Below are 18,457 nucleotides of genomic sequence, written 5' to 3'. Positions count from 1 at the left end.
ATCAGGCCCTCCCGAGCTCGGCCAGATAGGCCTCGATGATCGGCTTTGCGGAAGGCACGCGCTTGATGAAGTCGTCCTTCATGAAGGCGGTGCGCTTGCGCATCTCGGCCAGCATGGCGGGGTCCACGTCCACCACCTGCATGCCCTCCTTGGTCAGCCGCTGCACGCTGGTGGTGTCGTCCTTGGCGGCGACGTCCCAGAACTCCGGCTGCAGCGTCTTGGCCAGGGTCTCGATCTTCTCGCGGTTGGCGGCGGAGAGGTCGTTCCAGGTGTCGAGATTGATGGTGACGAGCTGCGAGGAGAAGGTGTGGTTGGTGCGGTAGGCGACCTTCATGAACTCCCAGAACCGCCCGTCCACGCCCGAGGTCGCCGAGGTGCAGACGCCATCGATGCGGCCGGAGGCGAGCGCGGGCACCACCTCGCCCCAGGGCATCATGGTGCCGGCGGCGCCGAGCGCGGTGCACATGTCGGCCACGCCCTTGTCGGAGGCGCGGATGCGCACGCCGCGCAGCCCGTCGATCGAGGCGATCGGCGACTTCAGGTGCATGTACTGCGTCGGCCAGGGCACCGTGTAGAGCATCTTCTGGTTGTTGGCCTTCACCACGCGCTCGTATTCCGGCAGAAGGTACTTATCCAGCACCTTCAGCTCGTCGAAGGAGCCGATCAGGAAGGGAATCGATTCGATGCCCATGATCGGCGCATCGCCGATCTGCTGGTTGTTCAGCACATCGGCCATCGGCACCAGCCCGTCGCGCACCGAGCGCAGCAGCTCCGGCCCCTTGAAGCCGAGCGCGCCGCCGGAATGGACGGTGATCTGCACCTCGTTGCCGGTGGCCTTGGCCACCTCGGCGGCGAAGCGCTTGGCGTTCTGGGTGTGGAAGTTGCCGTCCGGCCAGACGGTGGCGAGGTCGAGCTGGGTGGCCGCCCGGGCGGAGCGGATCAGGGCGGGGGCGGCGAGCGTGCCGAGAGCCGCCGTCATCAGGATGCGACGCGTGGTCATTCGTAAGTCTCCCGTGAAGCTCTGCGCCGGGCTCTGCGGCCCGGCTTTTCCTGTTCTGGTTCTGAAGGCCTATTCGGCGGCCTGTGGCGCCCCATAGAGCCGCGCCGCGGCCTCGGGCGTCACCAGCCCGTTGCGCAGGTCGGCCGCGCGCTGTGCCGCCGGGCGCGCCTTCGGGTCGCCGAGGCCGCCGCCGCCGGGGGTCAGCACCACCAGCCGCTCGCCGGGCGGGATGACCTGCAGCCCCTTGCCGCGCAGCGTGGCGCCCGAGGCCAGGCCGACATGGCCTGGTGCGCCCCCGCCGCCGCCCTCCGCACCGCGCGGCGGATAGGCGATGCGGTCGAAGGCCGCCAGCAGCTCGAAGGGCGCGTCCTCGTTGTTGCCGATCTCCATGATCTGCCCGAGGCCGCCGCGATGCGCGCCGGCGCCGCCGCTGTCCGGCCGCAGTTCCTTGCGCCAGAAGATCAGCGGCGACTGGATCTCGGCGATCTCCACCGGCGTGCCCTGCACGCCGCTGGGGAAGGCGGTGGCCGAGAGCCCGTCCTGCGCCGGGCGGCCGCCGGTGCCGCCATTGGTGGTGATGGCCAGCGCATAGCCATGGTTCGGCCCGCGGCTCTCCTGCCGCTCGCCGCGCACGACGATGTTCCAGAGGCAGGAGGTGCCCTCCGCCGGCACGCGGTCGGGGATGGCCTGGCGCAGGCAGCCGAAGACCATGTCGGGCAGCATCTGGCCGAGCACATGCCGCGAGGAGACCGGCGCCGGCTTCGGCGCGTTCAGCACCACGCCGCGCGGCGCCGAGACGGTGAGCGGCGCCAGCGAGCCGGCATTGTTCGGGATGTTGGCGGCGACGATGCAGCCCAGGCCGAAGACCGTATAGGCCGTGGTATAGGCCAGCGGCACGTTGATGCCACGCCGCACCTGCTGCGAGGTGCCGGTGTAGTCCACATGGATGCCGCTCTCGGAGACGGTCAGCTCGGCCTGCAGCGTCAGCGGGTGGTCGTAGCCGTCCACCGTCATGCTGTAGCGCCAGGTGCCTCTGGGCAGCTTCGCCACCTCGGCCAGCACCGCCTCGCGCGAGCGCGCGATGATGTATTCGGCGAGCGGCTCCAGCGTGTCGATGCCGAACTCCTCCATCATGGCGGAGAGGGCGCGCGCGCCGACATCGTTGCAGGCGGCGAGGGAGTAGGTGTCGCCCTCGGTGTCCACCGGCAGCCGCGTGTTGGCGCGGATCATCGCCATCAGCGTCTCATTGACCTGGCCCTGGTCGATGAGCTTCAGCATCGGGATATAGAGGCCCTCCATGAAGACGTCGGAGGCCTCGGGACCGTTGCCCAGGCCGCCGATGTCCATCAGGTGGCTGGTGCAGGAGAACAGGCCGACCAGCTTGCCCCGGTGGAAGGCGGGCGTGGTGATGACGAAGTCGTTCAGGTGGCCCGTGCCCATCCACGGGTCGTTGGTGATGTAGGCGTCGCCCTCCTTCATCGTCTCGATGGGGAAGTGGCGGAGGAAGTGCTTCACCGATTCCGCCATCGAGTTGACATGGCCCGGGGTGCCGGTGACGGCCTGCGCCAGCATCCGCCCCTCCAGGTCGAAGATGCCGGCGGAGATGTCGCCGCATTCGCGCACGATCGGGCTGAAGGCGGTGCGGATCAGCACCTGCGCCTGCTCGCCGACCACGGCGATCAGGCGGTTCCACATGATCTGCAGGTCGATCAGGCTCGCCTGCGGGCGGGTCTCGGTGCTCATGCCGCCTTCTGCTCCATCACGATGCAGCCGCTGCCGTCCACATGGGCATCGAAGCTGCCGGATACGTAGGTGGTGGTCTCGTCCTCGGCGATCAGTGCCGGGCCGGGGACCACGGCGCCGGGCGCCATGGCGGTGCGGTCATAGACCGGCACCTCCACGGCCTTCTCGCTGCGGCCGTCGAAGACCAGCCGCAGCCCGGCCGGCTTCGGCGCCGGCGCGGGGGCGACGGGCGCCGCCACCGCCGGCGGCTCGGCCACCGTGGAGACCAGCACCGACCAGTTCAGCACCTCGATCGCCGCCGCCGGAATGGCGCGGGCGAACTGCGCCGCGTATTCCGCCTCGAAGATGCGGCGCAGCTCGGCCACGTCCTCGGCGCCCAGCTCGCGGTTCGGCAGCGCCACGGTGATCTCGTGGCCCTGGCCGACATAGCGCATGAAGGCGGTGCGCCGCTCGAAGAGGGGCGCACCGCGCGCGCCCGGCTCGACCAGCGCGCGGGCCGAGACCGCCATCTCCTGGAACAGCGCCGAGATGGCCGGGCCGTCGAAGCTCTCGTCCAGCAACGCATGGCGGCTGCGCACGATCTCATAGGCTACCGGCGCGGCCAGGAAGCCGACCGCCGAGCCGACGCCGGCATTCGGCGGCACCACGACGCGCGGCACGCCGACCTTCTCGGCCACCCGCGCGGCATGCAGCGGCGCGGCGCCGCCGAAGGCGATCATGGTGTGCTGGCCGATGACGGCGCCGCGCTCGGCAGCGTGCACGCGGGCGGCGCTGGCCATGTTCTCGCAGACCATCTCATAGACGGCATAGGCCGCCATGTCGGGCGACAGGCCGAGCTTCTTGCCGATCTCGCTGCCGAGCGCCTGGCGGGAAAGCTCCGGCTGCAGCGTCATGCTGCCACCGGCAAAACCCTCCGGCTCGATCAGGCCGAGCGCCACGTCGGCGTCGGTCACCGCCGGGCGGGTGCCGCCGCGCCCGTAGCAGGCCGGGCCGGGCACGGAGGAGGCGCTTTCCGGCCCCACCGTCACCCGCTGCAGCGCGTCCACCTGGGCGATCGAGCCGCCGCCGGCGCCGATCTCCACCATCTCGATGACGGGGATGCGCAGCGGCAGGCCGGAGCCCTTCAGGAAACGCGCCGTGCGGTCCACCTCGAAGAAGCGGGAGGTGGCCGGCTCGCCCTTCTCGATCAGGCAGATCTTGGCGGTGGTGCCGCCCATGTCGAAGGAGAGCACCTTCTGCTCGCCGGCCCGCAAGGCCACCTGCGCGGCGAAGATGGCGCCGCCGGCGGGGCCGGATTCCACCAGCCGCACCGGGAACTTCTGTGCCGTCTCCAGCGCGGTCAGCCCGCCGCCGGAGGTCACCAGATAGGTCGCGCCGCGGTACTGCCGCTCGCGCAGGGCGGCGGCCATGCGGCCGAGATAGCCCTCCATCAGCGGCTGCACATAGGCATTGGCCACCGCCGTCGAGGTGCGCTCGTATTCCCGCACCTCCGGGCAGACCTCGTGCGAGAGGGTGATGGAAAGCCCCGGCATCGCCGCCTTCAGCCGGGCGCCGGCGGCCAGCTCATGCGCCGGGTTGGCATAGGCGTGCAGGAAGGCGAAGGCGACGCTCTGCACCCCGGCCTCGCGGAGCGCCGGCACCAGCGCGTCCAGCGCCGCCTCGTCGAGCGGCAGGCGCACGCGGCCCGCGGCGTCCATCCGCTCCGGCACGGTGAAGCGCAGCGCGCGCGGCACCAGCGGCACCGGCTTCTCCAGCGTCAGGTCGTATTGGTCGTAGCGGCTCTCGGTGCCGATCTCCAGCACGTCGCGGAAGCCCGCCGTGGCGATCAGCGCCGTCCTGGCGCCACGGCGTTCGATGATGGCGTTGGTGGCCAGCGTCGTGCCATGGACGAAGACGTCGATGTCGGAAAAGCGCAGGCCCGCATCCTGCAGGACCAGGGAAACACCCTCCAGCACGCCCTCCTCCGGCGCAGCCGGCGTGGTCAGCACCTTGCGCGTGCGGCGCGTACCGTCGGCATCGAGAACGATGTCGGTGAAGGTGCCGCCGATATCCGCCGCCAGCCGCACGTTTGAGCTCGAACTCAAGTCCCTGTCTCCCTGCGTCTCTGGATCCGCCCGGCTGATTTCCCGTGGCGGGGCAACCCGTGCCTGGCCTCCGTGCGCGGCGGAGGCGGAGCAACTCTCGTGCCAGCATGCCCATTCCGGGGCTGCTTGGCGAGGCGGCGGTTCAGCGCGCGTGATTGGTTTGAATGCCGCCGCCGATGCCGGTATGCCTTGCAGGTCCGTCGCGCCGCGCGCGCCGCGGGGGCGGACGGGGTCCGCCCGGCGCCAGGGGGGCCGCCCCTGTCCAGAAGGGCCCGCATCCAGAAGGGAAAGCCGCCATGCCCACCGCCCCGGCCCATTCCGACAGCTTCGCCACCTATCGCCAGAGCCGCGGCGGCACGTCCCGGCTGGTCCTGCGTGGGGCCTCGATCCTCTTCTGGGGGCTGGTGACCTTCAGCCTGACCTTCATCGAGTTGGTGGCGGAACTGGCCGGACCGCTGCTGCTGCTGGTGGGCGCGCTCTGGTGGCTGGGGCTGCAGGCCCTGGGCGGCCTGACGCTCGACCCGGAGCTGCAGCAGTTCCTGCACTACGTCCCCAGCCAGCTGCGGGCGGGCGGATACCTGTTCACCCCGGGCGGGCTGATCCGGCAGGGCCTGTTGCTGCTCGCCGTGGTGGCGGCCTGCCGCACGGTGAACGGCATCATCGCCCGCGAGGCCTGAGCCGGGCGCCATGGCCGATTTGGCAGGGCGGCGCCGCTTGGTTATCACCCGACGCGGCATGCCCGCCCTTGTTCCGCCGGAGGAAGAGCCACCCGATGACCGATACCCCGCCTGATCGCCTGTCGAGCAACCCGCGCAGCCCCTATTACGACGCCGCCCTGCTGGAGCGCGGCATCGGCGTGCGGTTCAAGGGCGCCGAGAAGACCAATGTGGAAGAGTACTGCGTCAGCGAGGGCTGGGTCCGCCTGACCGTGGGCACCACCCTGGACCGCAAGGGCAACCCGATGACCATCAAGCTGCAGGGGCCGGTCGAGCCCTATTTCCGCACCACCCCCTGAGGCGCCGCCTCAGGCGGTGACCATGAAGGCCGGCCGGCTTTCGCCGGCGGGCTCGGCCAGAGCCGTCCGGGCCAGCGGCAGGGTGATGCGGCAGGCCAGGCCGGAGCCCTCCCAGCGGCGCTCCATCTGCCCGCGCAGCTGGCTGCGCAGGGTGGCCTCGATGATGCGGGAGCCGAAGCCGCTCCGGGCCGGCGCCCCCTGCAGGGGCGGGCCGCCGGTTTCCAGCCAGTCCAGCACCAGCAGGTCCGCATTCCGGTCGAGTGCCCAACGCAGGGTCAACGTGCCGTCCGGCCGGGAGAGGGCGCCGTATTTGGCGGCGTTGGTGGCCAGCTCGTGCAGCACCATGGCCAGGGGCTGCACGGCCGTGGCGGCCAGCGGCAGCGGCGGCCCCTCAAGCCGGATGCTGCTGCAGGCATGGCAGCGCACCGTCGCATAGGGCGCGAACTCCCGCTCGGCGATGGCGCGCAGATCGGCACCGGCCCATCCCTCCTGGGCCAGCAGCGCATGGGCGCGGGCCAGTGCGGCGATGCGCGCCTCGACGGCGGCGACGAAGGCGCCGGGCTCCTCGGTCCGGGTCAGCCGCACCACGGATTGCACGATGGAGAGCACGTTCTTGGCGCGGTGGTCCACTTCGCGCGCCAGCAGCCGCTGCAGTTCCGCGGCGCGGCGCTGCGCGTCCGTGTCCTCGACGACGCCGGCCCATTCCACCAGCCGGCCGTCCGGACTGAGCACCGGCACACCCCGGCTGCGGACCCAGAGCCAGGCGCCGTCATGCCGCCGCACCCGGAACTGCACGTTGAGCGGCCGACGCTCGAGGAAGGCTGCCTGCCAGGCCGCCAGGGTGGTGGCGGCATCCTCCGGGTGGATCGCGGCGGCCCAGCCGGTGCCCTGGAGCTGCTCCGGCGCCTGCCCCGTCAGCAGTTCCCAGCCCCGGCTTTCGAGAATGTTGCCAGCCGCATCGGCCTGCCAGAGCGCGACAGCCCCGGCCTCGGCCAGGGCGCGGTAGCGGCGCTCGCTGGCCAGAAGCGCATCCACCGCGTGCCGCTCGGCCTCCATCTGCCGCCGCAGCGTGGCGGCGGCGGCGGCGAGGGCGCGCTGCAGCGCGGCGAATTCCTTGATCTCCGCGGTTTCGGCCAGGGGCGCCAGCAGCAGCAGGTCCCTGCCCTGCGCGACCGCCTCGGCCTGCCGCTGCAGCGCCGCGATCGGCGCCAGCACGCGCCGGCTGAGCCACCGCGCCGCGGCCAGGGCCAGCAGCATCGCCGCCAGGCCGCCGCCGGCCAGCGCCAGCAGCGGCCGGTTCCAGATCGCCCGCGAGGCGGCGAGCGGGGCGGCGACGACGATGTTCCAGCCAGGGAGCCCCTCGATGGCGCGGAAGGCGTAGAGGACTTCCTCGCCTTCGAGCGCCCGCCCCTCGCCGCCGCCCATGCTGCGACCCTGCATCACCCGGACCAGCCCGGCCGGGATGGTCGTGCCGCTGAAACGCTCGGCGGCGCGCGAGCGCGCGACGAGGACGTGACGGCTGTCGATCAGCGCCGCGAAAGTGTTCCCCGTCAGGTCCGGCGCCGCCAGCAGGCTGGAGAGGCTGGCCGGCTCGACCCAGGTGCCGACCACGGCGAGGATGTGCCCCTCCCGCATGACCGGGCTGTTCACCATGATGCCGGGGCGCCCGGTCACGGCGCTGACCAGCAGGTCGCTGACGGCGGGCTGACCGGTTTCCAGGGTCCGGCGCGTCGCGGCGACCGCCTGGGTGGCCGGCAGCGCGGCGCCGAAGGGGCGGTCGGTGTCCAGCCGGATGCGCAGATCCGGCCCGATCAGCGCGACTGACGTTCCGACGGCCTCTGCGGCCCGCTTCGCATGCCGGTAGAACGGCGCGAGGTCAGCCTCCAACTCGCCGTCCAGCGCCGGCGAGGCCGCCAGCCCCGCCAGGCTGGCGAAATGCTGCTCCATCTCGCGTTCGACCACGAGGCCCAACGCCCGGGCGGTGTCCTGCAGGCGGTCCTGCAGGGCACGGTCATAGGATGTCAGGGCGAGCCAGGCGCCCGCCGCACCGACGGACAGCGCCGGCACGAGCACGATGAGGGCCAGGACAAGAAGCCGGAGCCAGAGTCCACGCAGGCGCTTTGGCTGCGGCAGCTTCCCCACTCCTTGCCCCATGCGAATGCCCCGCCCCGCTCTGCACCCTCCGGCGGCCTGCGCATCCCGGGAACTGGCCGACAGTGCGTGATGCTTGTGATTTCCAATTCACAATCCCGTCAAGCACAAAAAAGTGAATAAACCCTTTGCGGCTGCGGTGACGGCATACCTGTTGCCCCTCGGCCACCAATGGATGCTGCCGCCCCTGACTTGTGATCTGCCGGCACCGGGCGGAACCGCGTATTGCGCTCCCGAGGCGTGTCGCCGCGCCCTCGCAGCCCCCCTCCCGGAACCCACAGGAGGCTCCCCGCCCATGGACGATATCGACCGCCGGCTGCTCACCCTGCTGCAGGAGGACGCCACCCTCTCCATCGCCCAGCTCGCCGACCGGGTGGGGCTCTCCCCCACCCCCTGCTGGAAGCGGGTGCAGAAGCTGGAGGCGGCGGGCGTCATCGCCCGGCGCGTGGCGCTGGTCTCGCCCGAGGCGGTGGGGCTCGGCCTGCATGTCTTTGTCGCCATCGAGGCGGGCGAGCACAGCCCGGCCTGGATGGCGCGCTTCCGCGCCGCGGTGGAAGCCATGCCGGAGGTGATGGAGGTCTACCGCATGGCCGGCGAGGTCGATTACATGCTGCGTGTCGCGGTGGCCGACATGGCGGCCTTCGACACCTTCTACCGCCGCCTGGTGGAGGCCGTACCGATGCGCGACGTCACCTCGCGATTCGCCATGGAGCGGATCAAGCACACCACCGCCTACCCGCTGGCGGGCGGCGCCTTCCGGGAGCGCGGGGCACCGGAGCCGGCAAAGGAATAGAATTCCCCCTCCGGCCCGCCGGACGACAATGCCATGCTGCGGCACGGCGGAACTTTGGAAAACACAACTCTTTCACCAAAGCCCTGCAATCCTTAGCTTTTCCGGCGATGCACCATTCCGTTGCCTTGCTGGACCTCCGGCTTGCGCGTGGCCGGACCGGCCGCCGGATGCGCTGTCGGCGCTGATCCCGCCGCCTCCGCCCCAGCCTTTCCTTCCGCCCTGAACGCGGCTGCGGCCGCGAAGGAGCCCGCATGCCCGATACCCAAGTGGCGGCCGCCCCACGCCCGCTTGCGGCACCCCGCGCCTCCGCCACCACCTCGCCCGCCCGCCTTCCGGCCACCGCGCGCAAGCCCCGGCATAAGCTCCTTGGCGGCCGCTGGCGCCGCTTCGTCTCGCCGCTGCTGCTGGTGCTGCTCTGGCAGGCCGCCTCGATGGCCGGGCTGATCTCGCCGCGCACCCTGGCGGCGCCGACCACCGTGCTGGCCAGCACCTGGGAGCTGATCGAGACCGGCGAGCTGCCCTATCATCTGCTCGTCTCGCTCGGCCGGGTGCTGACCGGCTTCACCCTCGGCGTCACCACCGGTGCGGCGCTGGCCCTCGCCGCCGGCCTCTCCCGCCTCGGCGAGGAGGTGGTGGACGCGCCGATGCAGATGCTGCGCACCATGCCCTTCCTGGCGCTGGTGCCGCTCTTCATCCTGTGGTTCGGCATCGGCGAGACGCCGAAGATCGCGCTCGTCGCGCTCGGCGCCACCTTCCCGGTCTATCTCACCCTCTTCGCCGGCATCCGCGGCACCGATCCCAAGCTGGCCGAGGCGGCCAAGGTCTTCGGGCTCGACCGGCGTGGGCTGATCCGCCACGTCATCCTGCCCGGCGCCTTGCCCTCCGCCCTGGTCGGGCTGCGCTACGCCCTCGGCAGCGCCTGGCTCTCCCTGGTGATCGCCGAGCAGATCAACGCCACCGCCGGCATCGGCTTCCTGATCAACGACGCGCGCGAGTTCCTGCGCACCGACGTCATCGTCGTCGGCCTGGTCGTCTATGCGCTGCTCGGCCTCGGCGCGGACGCGCTGGTGCGCCTCGTTGAGCGCCGCGCCCTGGCCTGGCGCCCCGGCCTGCTGAAGGCATGAGACCCATGGACATCCACGCCCCCGCCCTCGCCACGCATGACGCGCTGCGCGTCCGCAACCTGACCCGCCGCTTCGGCGAGAACACGGTGCTGGACGCGCTGAACCTCGACCTCGCGCCCGGCAGCTTCACCGCCCTGCTCGGCCGCAGCGGCTCGGGCAAGACCACCCTGCTGCGCACCCTCGCCGGGCTGGACGACGCCCCGCCCGATGCCCGGCTCGACCTGCCCCGCCCGGCTGCGGTGGTGTTCCAGGAGCCGCGCCTGCTGCCCTGGAAGAAGATCTGGCAGAACGTCATGCTCGGTCTGCCCGGCGCCGGCGCCCGCCGCCGCGCCGAGCAGGCGCTGGCCGAGGTGGGCCTCGGCCACCGCCAGGATGCCTGGCCCGTCACCCTCTCCGGCGGCGAGGCGCAGCGCGCCGCGCTGGCCCGCGCCCTGGTGCGCGAGCCGCGCCTGCTGCTGCTCGACGAGCCCTTCGCTGCGCTCGACGCGCTGACCCGCATCCGCATGCACGCCCTGGTGCTGGATCTCTGGCGCCACCACGGCCCGACCACGCTGATCGTCACCCATGACGTGGACGAGGCGGTGCTGCTGGCCGACCGCGTGCTGGTGCTGGATGGCGGCCGCATCGCCGCCGACATCCCCGTGGACCTGCCGCGCCCGCGCGCCCATGCCGATGCCGGCTTCGCCGCGCTGCGGCGCCGGCTGCTGGCCGAGCTGGGCGTCGGCCAGGAGGAGGCGGCCTGATGGACGGCGTCCTGCTGCGCCCGCCCTCCTTCCAGACGCTGGCGCGGGACTTCGCCGCCACCGCCGCGCGGCACGACCGCGAGGCCAGCTTCCCGCACCAGAACTTCCGCGCGCTGCACGCGGCCGGGCTGCTCGGCCTGACCGTGCCGCGCGAGCATGGCGGCGCAGGCGCCGGGCTGGCGCAGAGCGCCGCCGTGGTCGGCGCCATCGCCGAGGGCTGCCCGGCCACCGCCCTGGTGCTGGCCATGCAGTTCATCCAGCACCGGATGCTCGGCCGCGAGGCAGCCTGGGCGGGGCTCAGCGCCCGGCTCGGCGAGGGCGCCGTGCGGCGCGGCGAGCTGGTCAATGCGCTGCGGGTGGAGCCGGAGCTGGGCACCCCGGCGCGCGGCGGCCTGCCGGCCACCCGGCTGCGCCGCAACGGCGAGGGCTGGGTGCTTTCCGGCCGCAAGATCTACTCGACCGGGGCGCCGGGGCTGCACTGGATGCTGGTCTTCGCCGCCACCGAGGAGGAGTCGCCGCGCACCGGCCTCGTTCTCGTACCGGCCGATGCGCGCGGCCTGCGCATCGAGGAAAGCTGGGACCAGGCCGGGCTGCGCGCCTCGGGCAGCCATGACGTGGTCTTCGAGGGCGTCACCCTGCCGGCGGAGAACGCGCCCGACCTGCGCCCGCCCGCCGAATGGGGCCGCCCCGACGCCACCCAGGCCGCCTGGAACACGCTGCTGATCGCCGCCCTCTACACCGGCGTGGCGCGCGCCGCGCGGGACTGGCTGGTGCAGTTCCTGAACGCGCGCAAGCCCGCCAATCTCGGCGCCGCCCTGGCCACCCTGCCGCGCATGCAGGAGGCGGTCGGCCGCATCGAGGCGCGGCTGCTGGCCAATGACCGGCTGGTCGCCGATGCCGCCGCCGCGGAGGATCGCGGCGAGGGCCTCTCCGCCGCGCAGACCGGGCTGGTCAAGACCCTCGCCGCCGAGAACGCCATCGAGGTGGTGCAGCAGGCCATCGCGCTCTGCGGCAACCACGGGCTGGCGCGCGGCAACCCGCTGGAGCGCCACCTGCGCGACGTGCTCTGCGCCCGCATCCACACCCCGCAACCCGATGCCGCCCATCTCGCCGCCGGGCGCCTCGCCCTCGGCCAAAGCTGAAGGAGGAAGCCATGACGAAGTCCCAGGACGTCGAATTCATCGGCATGGTGCAGCCGCGCCAGCAGTCCGAGATCCATCCGGCGCAGGGGCCGGCGATCGACCCCGGCTATTTCCGCGCCTCGGTCGAGGCGCACGACCAGGGCGGCTTCGACCGCATCCTGATCGGCTGGTACAGCAACGGGCCGGACGGGCTGCTGCTCGCCTCGCACGCGGCGGCCTATAGCTCGAAGGTCGGCTTTCTCGTCGCGCACCGGCCGGGCTTCCAGGCGCCGACCAACGCCGCCCGCGCCTTCGCCACGCTGGACCAGCTCAGCAACGGCCGCGCCGCCATCCACGTCATCTCCGGCGGCGACGACGCCGACCAGGCGCGCGACGGCGACTGGCTCGGCAAGGACGACCGCTACGCCCGCACGGACGAATACGTCTCCATCCTGAAGTCCATCTGGACCGGCAGCGGCCCGGTGGACCACGAGGGCGCCTACTACCGCATCAAGGGCGCCTCGCCCGAGGTGCGCACGGTGCAGCAGCCGCGCATCCCGATCTATTTCGGCGGCGCCTCCGAGGCGGCGCTGCGCGTCTCCGGCAGGCATGCCGACGTCTACGCGCTCTGGGGCGAGACCCATGCCCAGGTGCGCGAGATCGTCGCGCGCGTGCGCGCCGAGGCGGCGAAGCACGGGCGCGAGGTGCGCTTCAGCCTTTCCTTCCGCCCCATCCTGGCGGAAACCGAGGAGGAGGCCTGGGCCAGGGCCGAAGGCATCCTGCAGCGCGTGCGCGCGGTGCGTGGCCAGGCGGCGCTCGGCCGTGGCCCCGGGCCGCAGAATGCCGGTTCGCAGCGCCTGCTGGAGGCGGCCGCGCTGGGCGACCGGCCGGAGGGGCGGCTCTACACCGCCATCGCCCGCGAGACCGGCGCGCGCGGCAACACCACCGCGCTGGTCGGCACGCCGCAGCAGGTGGCGGAGGCCTTCCTGGAATACTACGACCTCGGCGTCACCACCTTCCTGATCCGCGGCTTCGACCCGCTGGAGGACGCGGTGGAATACGGGCGGACGCTGCTGCCCCTCACCAGGCGGCTGGTGGCCGAGAGGCTCGCCCGCCGCACCAACAGCCTGCAGGCGGCGGAGTGACCATGCTGCAACGACGCACTTTCCTGGCCGCCGGCACCGCCGGCCTGCTGACCCTCGCCGCGCCGCGCATCCTGCGCGCCGAAACCCCGCTGCGTGTCGGCGACCAGCGTGGCAACGCCCGTGCCGTGATGCAGGCCGCCGGCGTGCTGAAGGAGATCGAGCACCGCATCACCTGGAGCGAGTTCCCGGCCGCCGCGCCGCTGGTGGAGGCACTGAACGCCGACGCCATCGACACCGGCCTGGTGGGCGATGCGCCCTTCACCTTCGGCGCTGCCGCCGGCGTGCCGATCAAGGCCATCGCCGCGACGCGCGAGGGCGGCGAAGGCCTCGCCATCCTGGTGCCGAAGAACAGCCCGGCGCAGAGCTTCGCCGACCTGCGCGGCAAGCGCATCGCCACCGGGCGCGGCTCGATCGGCCACCAGCTCATCCTGGCGGCGCTGGAGCATGCGGGCTGGCCGCAGGATGCGGTGGAGTTCGTCTTCCTGCTGCCCTCCGACGCCAAGGCCGCCTATAGCAGCGGTGCGGTGGAGGCCTGGTCCACCTGGGAGCCATATGTCTCGCAGGAGGAGGTGCTGGCCGGCTCCCGCGCCGTGGTGGACAGTGGCGCCCTGAAGATGGCGCGGCTGAGCTTCCAGGCGGCGCGCGAGGACGCCATCAAGGCGCGCCGGCCGGAGCTGGCCGACTTCGTCCGCCGGCTGGCGGCGGCGCGCGCCTGGGCGAACGACAACATCCCCTCCTATGCGAACACCTGGGCTGGGCTGATGAACATCCCGGAGCCGGTGGCGCAGCGCTGGTTCGAGCGCGCCCGCACCCGCGTCGTGCCGATCGACGATGCGGTGGTGCGGGACGAGCAGTGGAACATCGACCTCTATACCCGCGCCAAGCTGGTGCGCCGGCCGGTGAAGGCCGCCGACATCCTGGACCGCAGCTTCAACGACGCGATCCAGGCGGGGCTCAAGGCGAGCTGAGAAAAGGTCGGGGGAAGGAATTCCCCCGGTCAAACCTATAGGTTTGACCCATCTTCTTTTTGTCAGTTGGCGGCTGCGCTTTCCGCCCGCGCAGGAAACCTGAAGGAAAAGATCGGGGTCTGGGGGAATTCATTCCCCCGGCCTTGCTTGCCGGCGCAGCGTCACCGTGCCCCAATCGTCACCGCAACCGTTCGGAGCCGGTGACCTGGAATGCGCGCCCCTTCCACCCCCGCCCCTCTGCCGCCTTCCCTGTACGCCGACACCGCCGTGCCCGCGCCCGCCGCGGCGCCGCTCCAGGGTGAGCAGCGCGTGCCGGTCGCCATCGTGGGCGGCGGCTTCACCGGGCTTTCCACCGCGCTGCATCTCGCCGAACACGGCATCATGGCGGCGCTGATCGAGGCCTCGGAGCCGGGCTGGGGCGCCTCTGGGCGCAATGGCGGGCAGGTCAATCCCGGGCTGAAATGGGACCCGGATCAGGTGGAGGCCGATTTCGGCCCCGAACTGGGCGGGCGCATGATCGCCCTCTCCTACGCCGCGCCGGACCTCGTCTTCGACATCATCCGCCGCCACCAGATCACCTGCGAGGCACGCCAGCAGGGCACGCTGCGCGCTGCCATCATGTTGTCCAACGCCGCCGCAGCCGAGCGCACGGCCGAACAGTGCATCCGGCGCGGCATGCCGGTGGAATACCTCGACCGCGCTGCCGTCGCCGCCCTGACCGGCACCGGGCGCTACGCCGGCGCGATGCTCGACCGGCGCGGTGGCGACCTCAACCCGCTCTCCTATGCGCGTGGGCTGGCGCGGGCGGCGGCGCAGCTCGGCGCGCGCATCCATGGGGGCACGCCGGCCCTGTCGCTCACCCGCGAAGGCGCGCGGTGGCGCATCGCCACGCCCCAGGGCAGCCTGCTGGCAGAGCAGGTGGTGCTGGCGACCAACGGCTATACCGGCGATCTCTGGCCCGGCCTGCGCCGCAGCCTGGTGCCGGTTTTCAGCTCTATCGCCGCCACCGCGCCGCTGCCGGACTCCGTGGCGCAGGCCATCCTGCCGCTGCGCGGTTCCGTCTATGAGAGCGGCAACATCACCGTTTATTACCGGCTCGACCAGGGCAACCGCCTGCTGATGGGCGGGCGCGGCCCGCAACGCCCCATGCAGGACACCGGCCCCGTCCAGTATCTGATGCGCTATGCCGAGCGCCTCTGGCCGGCGCTGAAAGGCGTCGCCTGGACGCATGGCTGGAATGGCCAGCTTGCCATGACGCGCGATCACTACCCGCATCTGCACGAACCCGCGCCGGGCCTGCTCACGGCGCTGGGCTACAACGGCCGCGGCGTCGCGATGGCAACTGCCATGGGCGGGCAACTGGCGCGCCGCCTGCTCGGCACGCCGGTCGAGGAGCTGGACATGCCGGTGCTGCCCATCCGGCCAATTGCCTTCCATCGCTTCTGGCGGCTGGGCGTGATGGCGGCAGTAGCCCAGGGGCGGATCAGGGACCGGCTGGGACTGTAAAAAAGCCCGGGGGAAAGGAATTCCCCCGGGCTTTTCCCGTCAGTGCTGGACGGGCTTGCCGTCTTCCAGCCGCAGCAGGTGCAGCGGGCTGTCGTCGCGCAGTTCCTCCGGCAGCAGGCCGGCCGGGAAGTCCTGGTAGCAGACCGGACGCAGGAAGCGCCGGATGGCCAGCGTGCCGACCGAGGTGCTGCGGCCGTCCGCCGTGGAGGGATAGGGTCCGCCATGCACCATGGCGTGGCTGACCTCGACCCCGGTCGGGTAGCCGTTCACCAGGATGCGGCCGACGCGGCGCTCCAGCACCGGCAGCAGCTTGCGCGCCTCCTCCAGGTCGTGGCTGTCCATCTGCAGGGTGGCGGTGAGCTGGCCTTCCAGCTTCTCGGCCACCTCCCGCATGGCACCCAGATCCGGGCAGCGGATGATCAGCGAGGCGGCGCCGAAGACCTCCTCCTCGAGGCTCGGATCAGCGGCGAAGCTGGCGGCGTCGGTCATGAACAGGGCGGCCTGGCCCTGGGTGGGGCCATTGTGCAGCAGCCCTTCCGCCACCTTCTGCACCTTCGGCGCGCCGGAGAGGCGGGCGACGCCCTCCTGGTAGGCCTTCAGGATGCCAGGCGTCAGCATGGTGGCGGCAGGGGCGGCGCCCAGCGCCTCGGCGGCGGCGGCGACGAAGCGGTCGAGGTCCGGGCCTTCCACCGCCAGCACCAGGCCGGGATTGGTGCAGAACTGGCCGGCGCCCAGCGTCAGCGAGCCGACGAAGGCCTTGCCGATCGCCTCCGCCCGCGCCTTCAGGGCGGCCGGCATCAGGAAGACCGGGTTGATGCTGCTCATCTCGGCATAGACCGGGATCGGCTCGGGGCGGGCAGCGGCGGTCTTCATCAGCGCGGTGCCACCGGCGCGGGAGCCGGTGAAGCCCACCGCCTTGATGCGCGGGTCGGAGACCAGCCCCTGGCCGATGACGTTGCCGGCGCCGAAGAGCATGGAGAAGACGCCTTCGGGCAGGCCGCATTTCCGCACCGCCGCCTGCACCGCACGCCCCGCCAGTTCCGAGGTGCCGGGATGCGCCGAATGCGCCTTCACCACCACCGGGCAGCCGGCGGCGAGCGCGGAGGCGGTGTCGCCGCCCGCCACCGAGAAGGCCAGCGGGAAGTTGCTGGCGCCGAACACCGCGACGGGGCCGAGCGGGATCTGCCGCTGGCGCAGGTCGGGGCGCGGCAGTGGCTTGCGGTCGGGCATGGCGGGGTCGATGCGGGCTTCCAGCCAGAGCCCGTCACGCACCACTTGGGCAAAGAGGCGGAGCTGGCCGGCGGTGCGGGCGCGCTCGCCCTCGATGCGGCCGCGCGGCAAGCCGCTTTCGGCCACGGCGCGCTCGACCAGTTCGTCACCGAGTTCCATCAGTTCCTGCGCGATCGCCTCCAGGAAGGCGGCGCGCTGCTCCAGGCTGGTGGCGCGGTAGGTGTCGGAAGCCGCCCAGGCCAGGGCACAGGCGCGCTCCACCTCAGCCGCCGTGCCGCCGCCATAGGGCGGCTCCATCGTTTCGCCCGTGGCGGGATTGGTGGCGCGGACCGGGCGTTCCGTCCCGCGCAGGCGCGTGGCGCCGATCAGCATTTCGCCGGTCAGGGACATGCGGTCGTTCCTCATCGTTCAGGCGGCAAGCCACTTCGGACCATGCCGCACTTGTCTGATGTCATAGGACAGGCTTTCGGCAGAGGGAGCAAGAGCGGCCGGCGAGGCGCGCCGCCCCTCACCGCGATGCGCGGCTGCGGATCGCGAAGGAGCCGAAGGAGCCGAAGGAGCCGAAGGAGCCGAAGGAGCCGAAGGAGCCGAAGGAGCCGAAGGAGCCGAAGGAGCCGAAGGAGCCGAAGCCTCGGGCATGTCCGGCCGACGCTCAACCGGCGCGGCGACCCCCGCGGGCGGGCTGTGGCGGCACATGGCGGTGAGGCGGAGAGAAAAGAAGCGCCGGCCTCCTCCGGGCGGAGAAGGCCGGCGCGTCAGGGCAGGGCGGAGGCGCTGTCCGGGCGGGCGAAGGGGCCGCTCAGACGGCCATGGCCAGCCCGCCCTCCATTCCGAGGCCGAGATGGGCCCGCCGCGTCCGGGGCGCGGCGGCCTGATGGCGCATCCGTGCGGCCTCCAGGGCGGAGGGGGTCGGCTCCTCCAGCACATAGCCGCGCCCCCAGATGGTGCGCACGATCTCGGCCGAGCCGGCGGCCGCCAGCTTGCGGCGCAGCTTGCAGACGAACACGTCCAGGATGCGCTGGTCCGGCCCGTCCTCCGCACCATAGGAACGCGCCATGAAATGCTCCTTGGTGAGCAGCGTGCCCCGCCGCAGCATCAGCATCTCCAGCACGTCGAACTCGCGGCAGGTGACACGAACGGAACGATCATCGACCGCGACGGTGCGGCGGGTCTGATCCAGCACCACATTGCCGCAGCGGAGCTGGGAGCTGGCATGGCCGAAGCCGCGGCGCAGCACGGCCTGCATCCGCGCATGCAGCAGCGCCAGGGGAGCAGCGCGGCTCAGCACATCATCGGCGCCAAGTTCCAGTGCCGCCAGTTCCTCGTCATGCGTGGGGGAAGCGCTCAGGACAATGACGGGCGCCTGCACACCGCGACGCCGGATGTCCCGCAGAATGGCGAGCGCCTGCAGGCGGATCTCATCCACCTCGAGCAGGATCACATCATAGGGTCCGCTGTGCTGTGCGATCGCGGCGGTCTCGCTGAAGGGGAGGGCGAGGTCGCAGCCATGTCCTTTTTGGACAAGGCTGTCCCGCAACCGCGCGTTATCCTCGAAGGTGCTGGCGAGGAGAATGTACATGGCCCGTCCTTGCGATTTTCGCTGGCGGTGAAAGTCAGAGCCTCTTGGCGCTGGCAAGGAAAAGCTACCTCACGGATCCGTGATACTCAAGACATTCTCATCATGGTTGAAAGAACAGGGCACTTTTCCCCAGACAGGATATTCTTTTTGGATATCTGGTCTTCCAACAGTGATGTCATTTTGATTGAGGATACAATCTCCATTTGAAGACTGATTAGTACAATTTTTAGACGTCATCCAAATATGCGATTTTGT

General features: G+C 71.6%; 15 protein-coding genes. 9 read left to right on the top strand and 6 right to left on the bottom strand.

What is annotated here, in order from left to right; genetic code table 11:
• Window position 1: 1 nt before the first annotated feature.
• From QMO56_RS14025 to QMO56_RS14015, 3 genes are all read right to left on the bottom strand, one after another.
• On the bottom strand, window positions 2-1,000 hold the full coding sequence (locus tag QMO56_RS14025) for a TRAP transporter substrate-binding protein (RefSeq protein WP_283526567.1): 999 nt from the start codon (window positions 998-1,000) through the stop codon (window positions 2-4).
• 69 nt (window positions 1,001-1,069) lie between these two features.
• Complete coding sequence (locus QMO56_RS14020; RefSeq protein ID WP_283526566.1) at window positions 1,070-2,743, bottom strand: hydantoinase B/oxoprolinase family protein; 1,674 nt, start codon at window positions 2,741-2,743, stop codon at window positions 1,070-1,072.
• Entirely contained in the window at window positions 2,740-4,827 is a 2,088-nt protein-coding gene (locus tag QMO56_RS14015) for a hydantoinase/oxoprolinase family protein (RefSeq protein ID WP_283526565.1), read from the bottom strand. The genes QMO56_RS14020 and QMO56_RS14015 overlap by 4 nt, the downstream gene beginning before the upstream one ends.
• A gap of 296 nt (window positions 4,828-5,123) precedes the next feature.
• Here QMO56_RS14015 and QMO56_RS14010 point away from each other — a divergent pair, with 296 nt between their 5' ends.
• A complete protein-coding gene (locus QMO56_RS14010; protein WP_283526564.1) occupies window positions 5,124-5,504 on the top strand; it encodes a hypothetical protein in 381 nt (126 codons plus the stop codon).
• A gap of 95 nt (window positions 5,505-5,599) precedes the next feature.
• Complete coding sequence (locus QMO56_RS14005; protein ID WP_283526563.1) at window positions 5,600-5,842, top strand: DUF3297 family protein; 243 nt, start codon at window positions 5,600-5,602, stop codon at window positions 5,840-5,842.
• A gap of 9 nt (window positions 5,843-5,851) precedes the next feature.
• On the opposite strand, the gene QMO56_RS14000 is transcribed toward QMO56_RS14005, so the two are convergent.
• The gene (locus tag QMO56_RS14000) at window positions 5,852-7,996 is read right to left on the bottom strand and encodes an HWE histidine kinase domain-containing protein (RefSeq protein WP_283526562.1); all 2,145 of its coding nucleotides are present in this window, start codon (window positions 7,994-7,996) and stop codon (window positions 5,852-5,854) included.
• A 292-nt stretch (window positions 7,997-8,288) separates the two neighbouring features.
• Between QMO56_RS14000 and QMO56_RS13995 the strand changes: the two genes are divergently transcribed.
• The 7 genes from QMO56_RS13995 (at window position 8,289) to QMO56_RS13965 (ending at window position 15,393) form a co-directional block, all read left to right on the top strand.
• Window positions 8,289-8,786: an Lrp/AsnC family transcriptional regulator gene (locus QMO56_RS13995; protein ID WP_283526561.1), complete on the top strand. Its 498-nt coding sequence runs from the start codon at window positions 8,289-8,291 to the stop codon at window positions 8,784-8,786.
• A gap of 251 nt (window positions 8,787-9,037) precedes the next feature.
• On the top strand, window positions 9,038-9,910 hold the full coding sequence (locus tag QMO56_RS13990; protein WP_283526560.1) for an ABC transporter permease: 873 nt from the start codon (window positions 9,038-9,040) through the stop codon (window positions 9,908-9,910).
• A gap of 5 nt (window positions 9,911-9,915) precedes the next feature.
• Entirely contained in the window at window positions 9,916-10,653 is a 738-nt protein-coding gene (locus QMO56_RS13985; RefSeq protein ID WP_283526559.1) for an ABC transporter ATP-binding protein, read from the top strand.
• Entirely contained in the window at window positions 10,653-11,795 is a 1,143-nt protein-coding gene (locus QMO56_RS13980) for an acyl-CoA dehydrogenase family protein (RefSeq protein WP_283526558.1), read from the top strand. Before QMO56_RS13985 ends, QMO56_RS13980 begins: the two co-directional genes overlap by 1 nt.
• Before the next feature lie 11 nt (window positions 11,796-11,806).
• The gene (locus QMO56_RS13975; protein ID WP_283526557.1) at window positions 11,807-12,919 is read left to right on the top strand and encodes an LLM class flavin-dependent oxidoreductase; all 1,113 of its coding nucleotides are present in this window, start codon (window positions 11,807-11,809) and stop codon (window positions 12,917-12,919) included.
• Between the two features lie 2 nt (window positions 12,920-12,921).
• Window positions 12,922-13,887: an ABC transporter substrate-binding protein gene (locus QMO56_RS13970; protein WP_283526556.1), complete on the top strand. Its 966-nt coding sequence runs from the start codon at window positions 12,922-12,924 to the stop codon at window positions 13,885-13,887.
• Window positions 13,888-14,097: 210 nt separating this feature from the next.
• Window positions 14,098-15,393 carry an FAD-binding oxidoreductase gene (locus QMO56_RS13965; protein WP_283526555.1) on the top strand — a complete coding sequence of 432 codons (1,296 nt, stop codon included), beginning with the start codon at window positions 14,098-14,100 and terminating at the stop codon, window positions 15,391-15,393.
• 39 nt (window positions 15,394-15,432) lie between these two features.
• Here the strand turns inward: QMO56_RS13965 and QMO56_RS13960 are convergent, their stop codons facing one another.
• Together QMO56_RS13960 and QMO56_RS13955 are read right to left on the bottom strand one after the other, a co-directional pair.
• Window positions 15,433-17,013, bottom strand: a complete 1,581-nt coding sequence (locus QMO56_RS13960) for an aldehyde dehydrogenase (NADP(+)) (RefSeq protein WP_283526554.1) — start codon at window positions 17,011-17,013, stop codon at window positions 15,433-15,435.
• Between the two features lie 409 nt (window positions 17,014-17,422).
• Window positions 17,423-18,202 (bottom strand): response regulator transcription factor, encoded by a 780-nt coding sequence (locus tag QMO56_RS13955; RefSeq protein ID WP_283526553.1) that lies wholly within the window; start codon window positions 18,200-18,202, stop codon window positions 17,423-17,425.
• Window positions 18,203-18,457 lie beyond the last annotated feature (255 nt).

Source organism: Roseomonas sp. E05 (assembly GCF_030063475.1).
Classification (GTDB): Bacteria; Pseudomonadota; Alphaproteobacteria; order Acetobacterales; family Acetobacteraceae; genus Pseudoroseomonas.
This window is presented reverse-complemented; position numbering and strand designations above follow the sequence as displayed.

Bases quoted from the DNA above. Each gene is read 5' to 3' on its own strand.
- QMO56_RS14020 (WP_283526566.1), bottom strand. From the start codon at position 2,743: ATGAGCACCGAGACCCGCCCGCAGGCGAGCCTGATCGACCTGCAGATC.
- QMO56_RS13980 (WP_283526558.1), top strand. From the start codon at position 10,653: ATGGACGGCGTCCTGCTGCGCCCGCCCTCCTTCCAGACGCTGGCGCGG.
- QMO56_RS14010 (WP_283526564.1), top strand. From the start codon at position 5,124: ATGCCCACCGCCCCGGCCCATTCCGACAGCTTCGCCACCTATCGCCAG.
- QMO56_RS13985 (WP_283526559.1), top strand. From the start codon at position 9,916: ATGGACATCCACGCCCCCGCCCTCGCCACGCATGACGCGCTGCGCGTC.
- QMO56_RS14005 (WP_283526563.1), top strand. From the start codon at position 5,600: ATGACCGATACCCCGCCTGATCGCCTGTCGAGCAACCCGCGCAGCCCC.
- QMO56_RS13970 (WP_283526556.1), top strand. From the start codon at position 12,922: ATGCTGCAACGACGCACTTTCCTGGCCGCCGGCACCGCCGGCCTGCTG.
- QMO56_RS13955 (WP_283526553.1), bottom strand. From the start codon at position 18,202: ATGTACATTCTCCTCGCCAGCACCTTCGAGGATAACGCGCGGTTGCGG.
- QMO56_RS13995 (WP_283526561.1), top strand. From the start codon at position 8,289: ATGGACGATATCGACCGCCGGCTGCTCACCCTGCTGCAGGAGGACGCC.
- QMO56_RS14025 (WP_283526567.1), bottom strand. From the start codon at position 1,000: ATGACCACGCGTCGCATCCTGATGACGGCGGCTCTCGGCACGCTCGCC.
- QMO56_RS13975 (WP_283526557.1), top strand. From the start codon at position 11,807: ATGACGAAGTCCCAGGACGTCGAATTCATCGGCATGGTGCAGCCGCGC.
- QMO56_RS13960 (WP_283526554.1), bottom strand. From the start codon at position 17,013: ATGTCCCTGACCGGCGAAATGCTGATCGGCGCCACGCGCCTGCGCGGG.
- QMO56_RS14000 (WP_283526562.1), bottom strand. From the start codon at position 7,996: ATGGGGCAAGGAGTGGGGAAGCTGCCGCAGCCAAAGCGCCTGCGTGGA.
- QMO56_RS13965 (WP_283526555.1), top strand. From the start codon at position 14,098: ATGCGCGCCCCTTCCACCCCCGCCCCTCTGCCGCCTTCCCTGTACGCC.
- QMO56_RS13990 (WP_283526560.1), top strand. From the start codon at position 9,038: ATGCCCGATACCCAAGTGGCGGCCGCCCCACGCCCGCTTGCGGCACCC.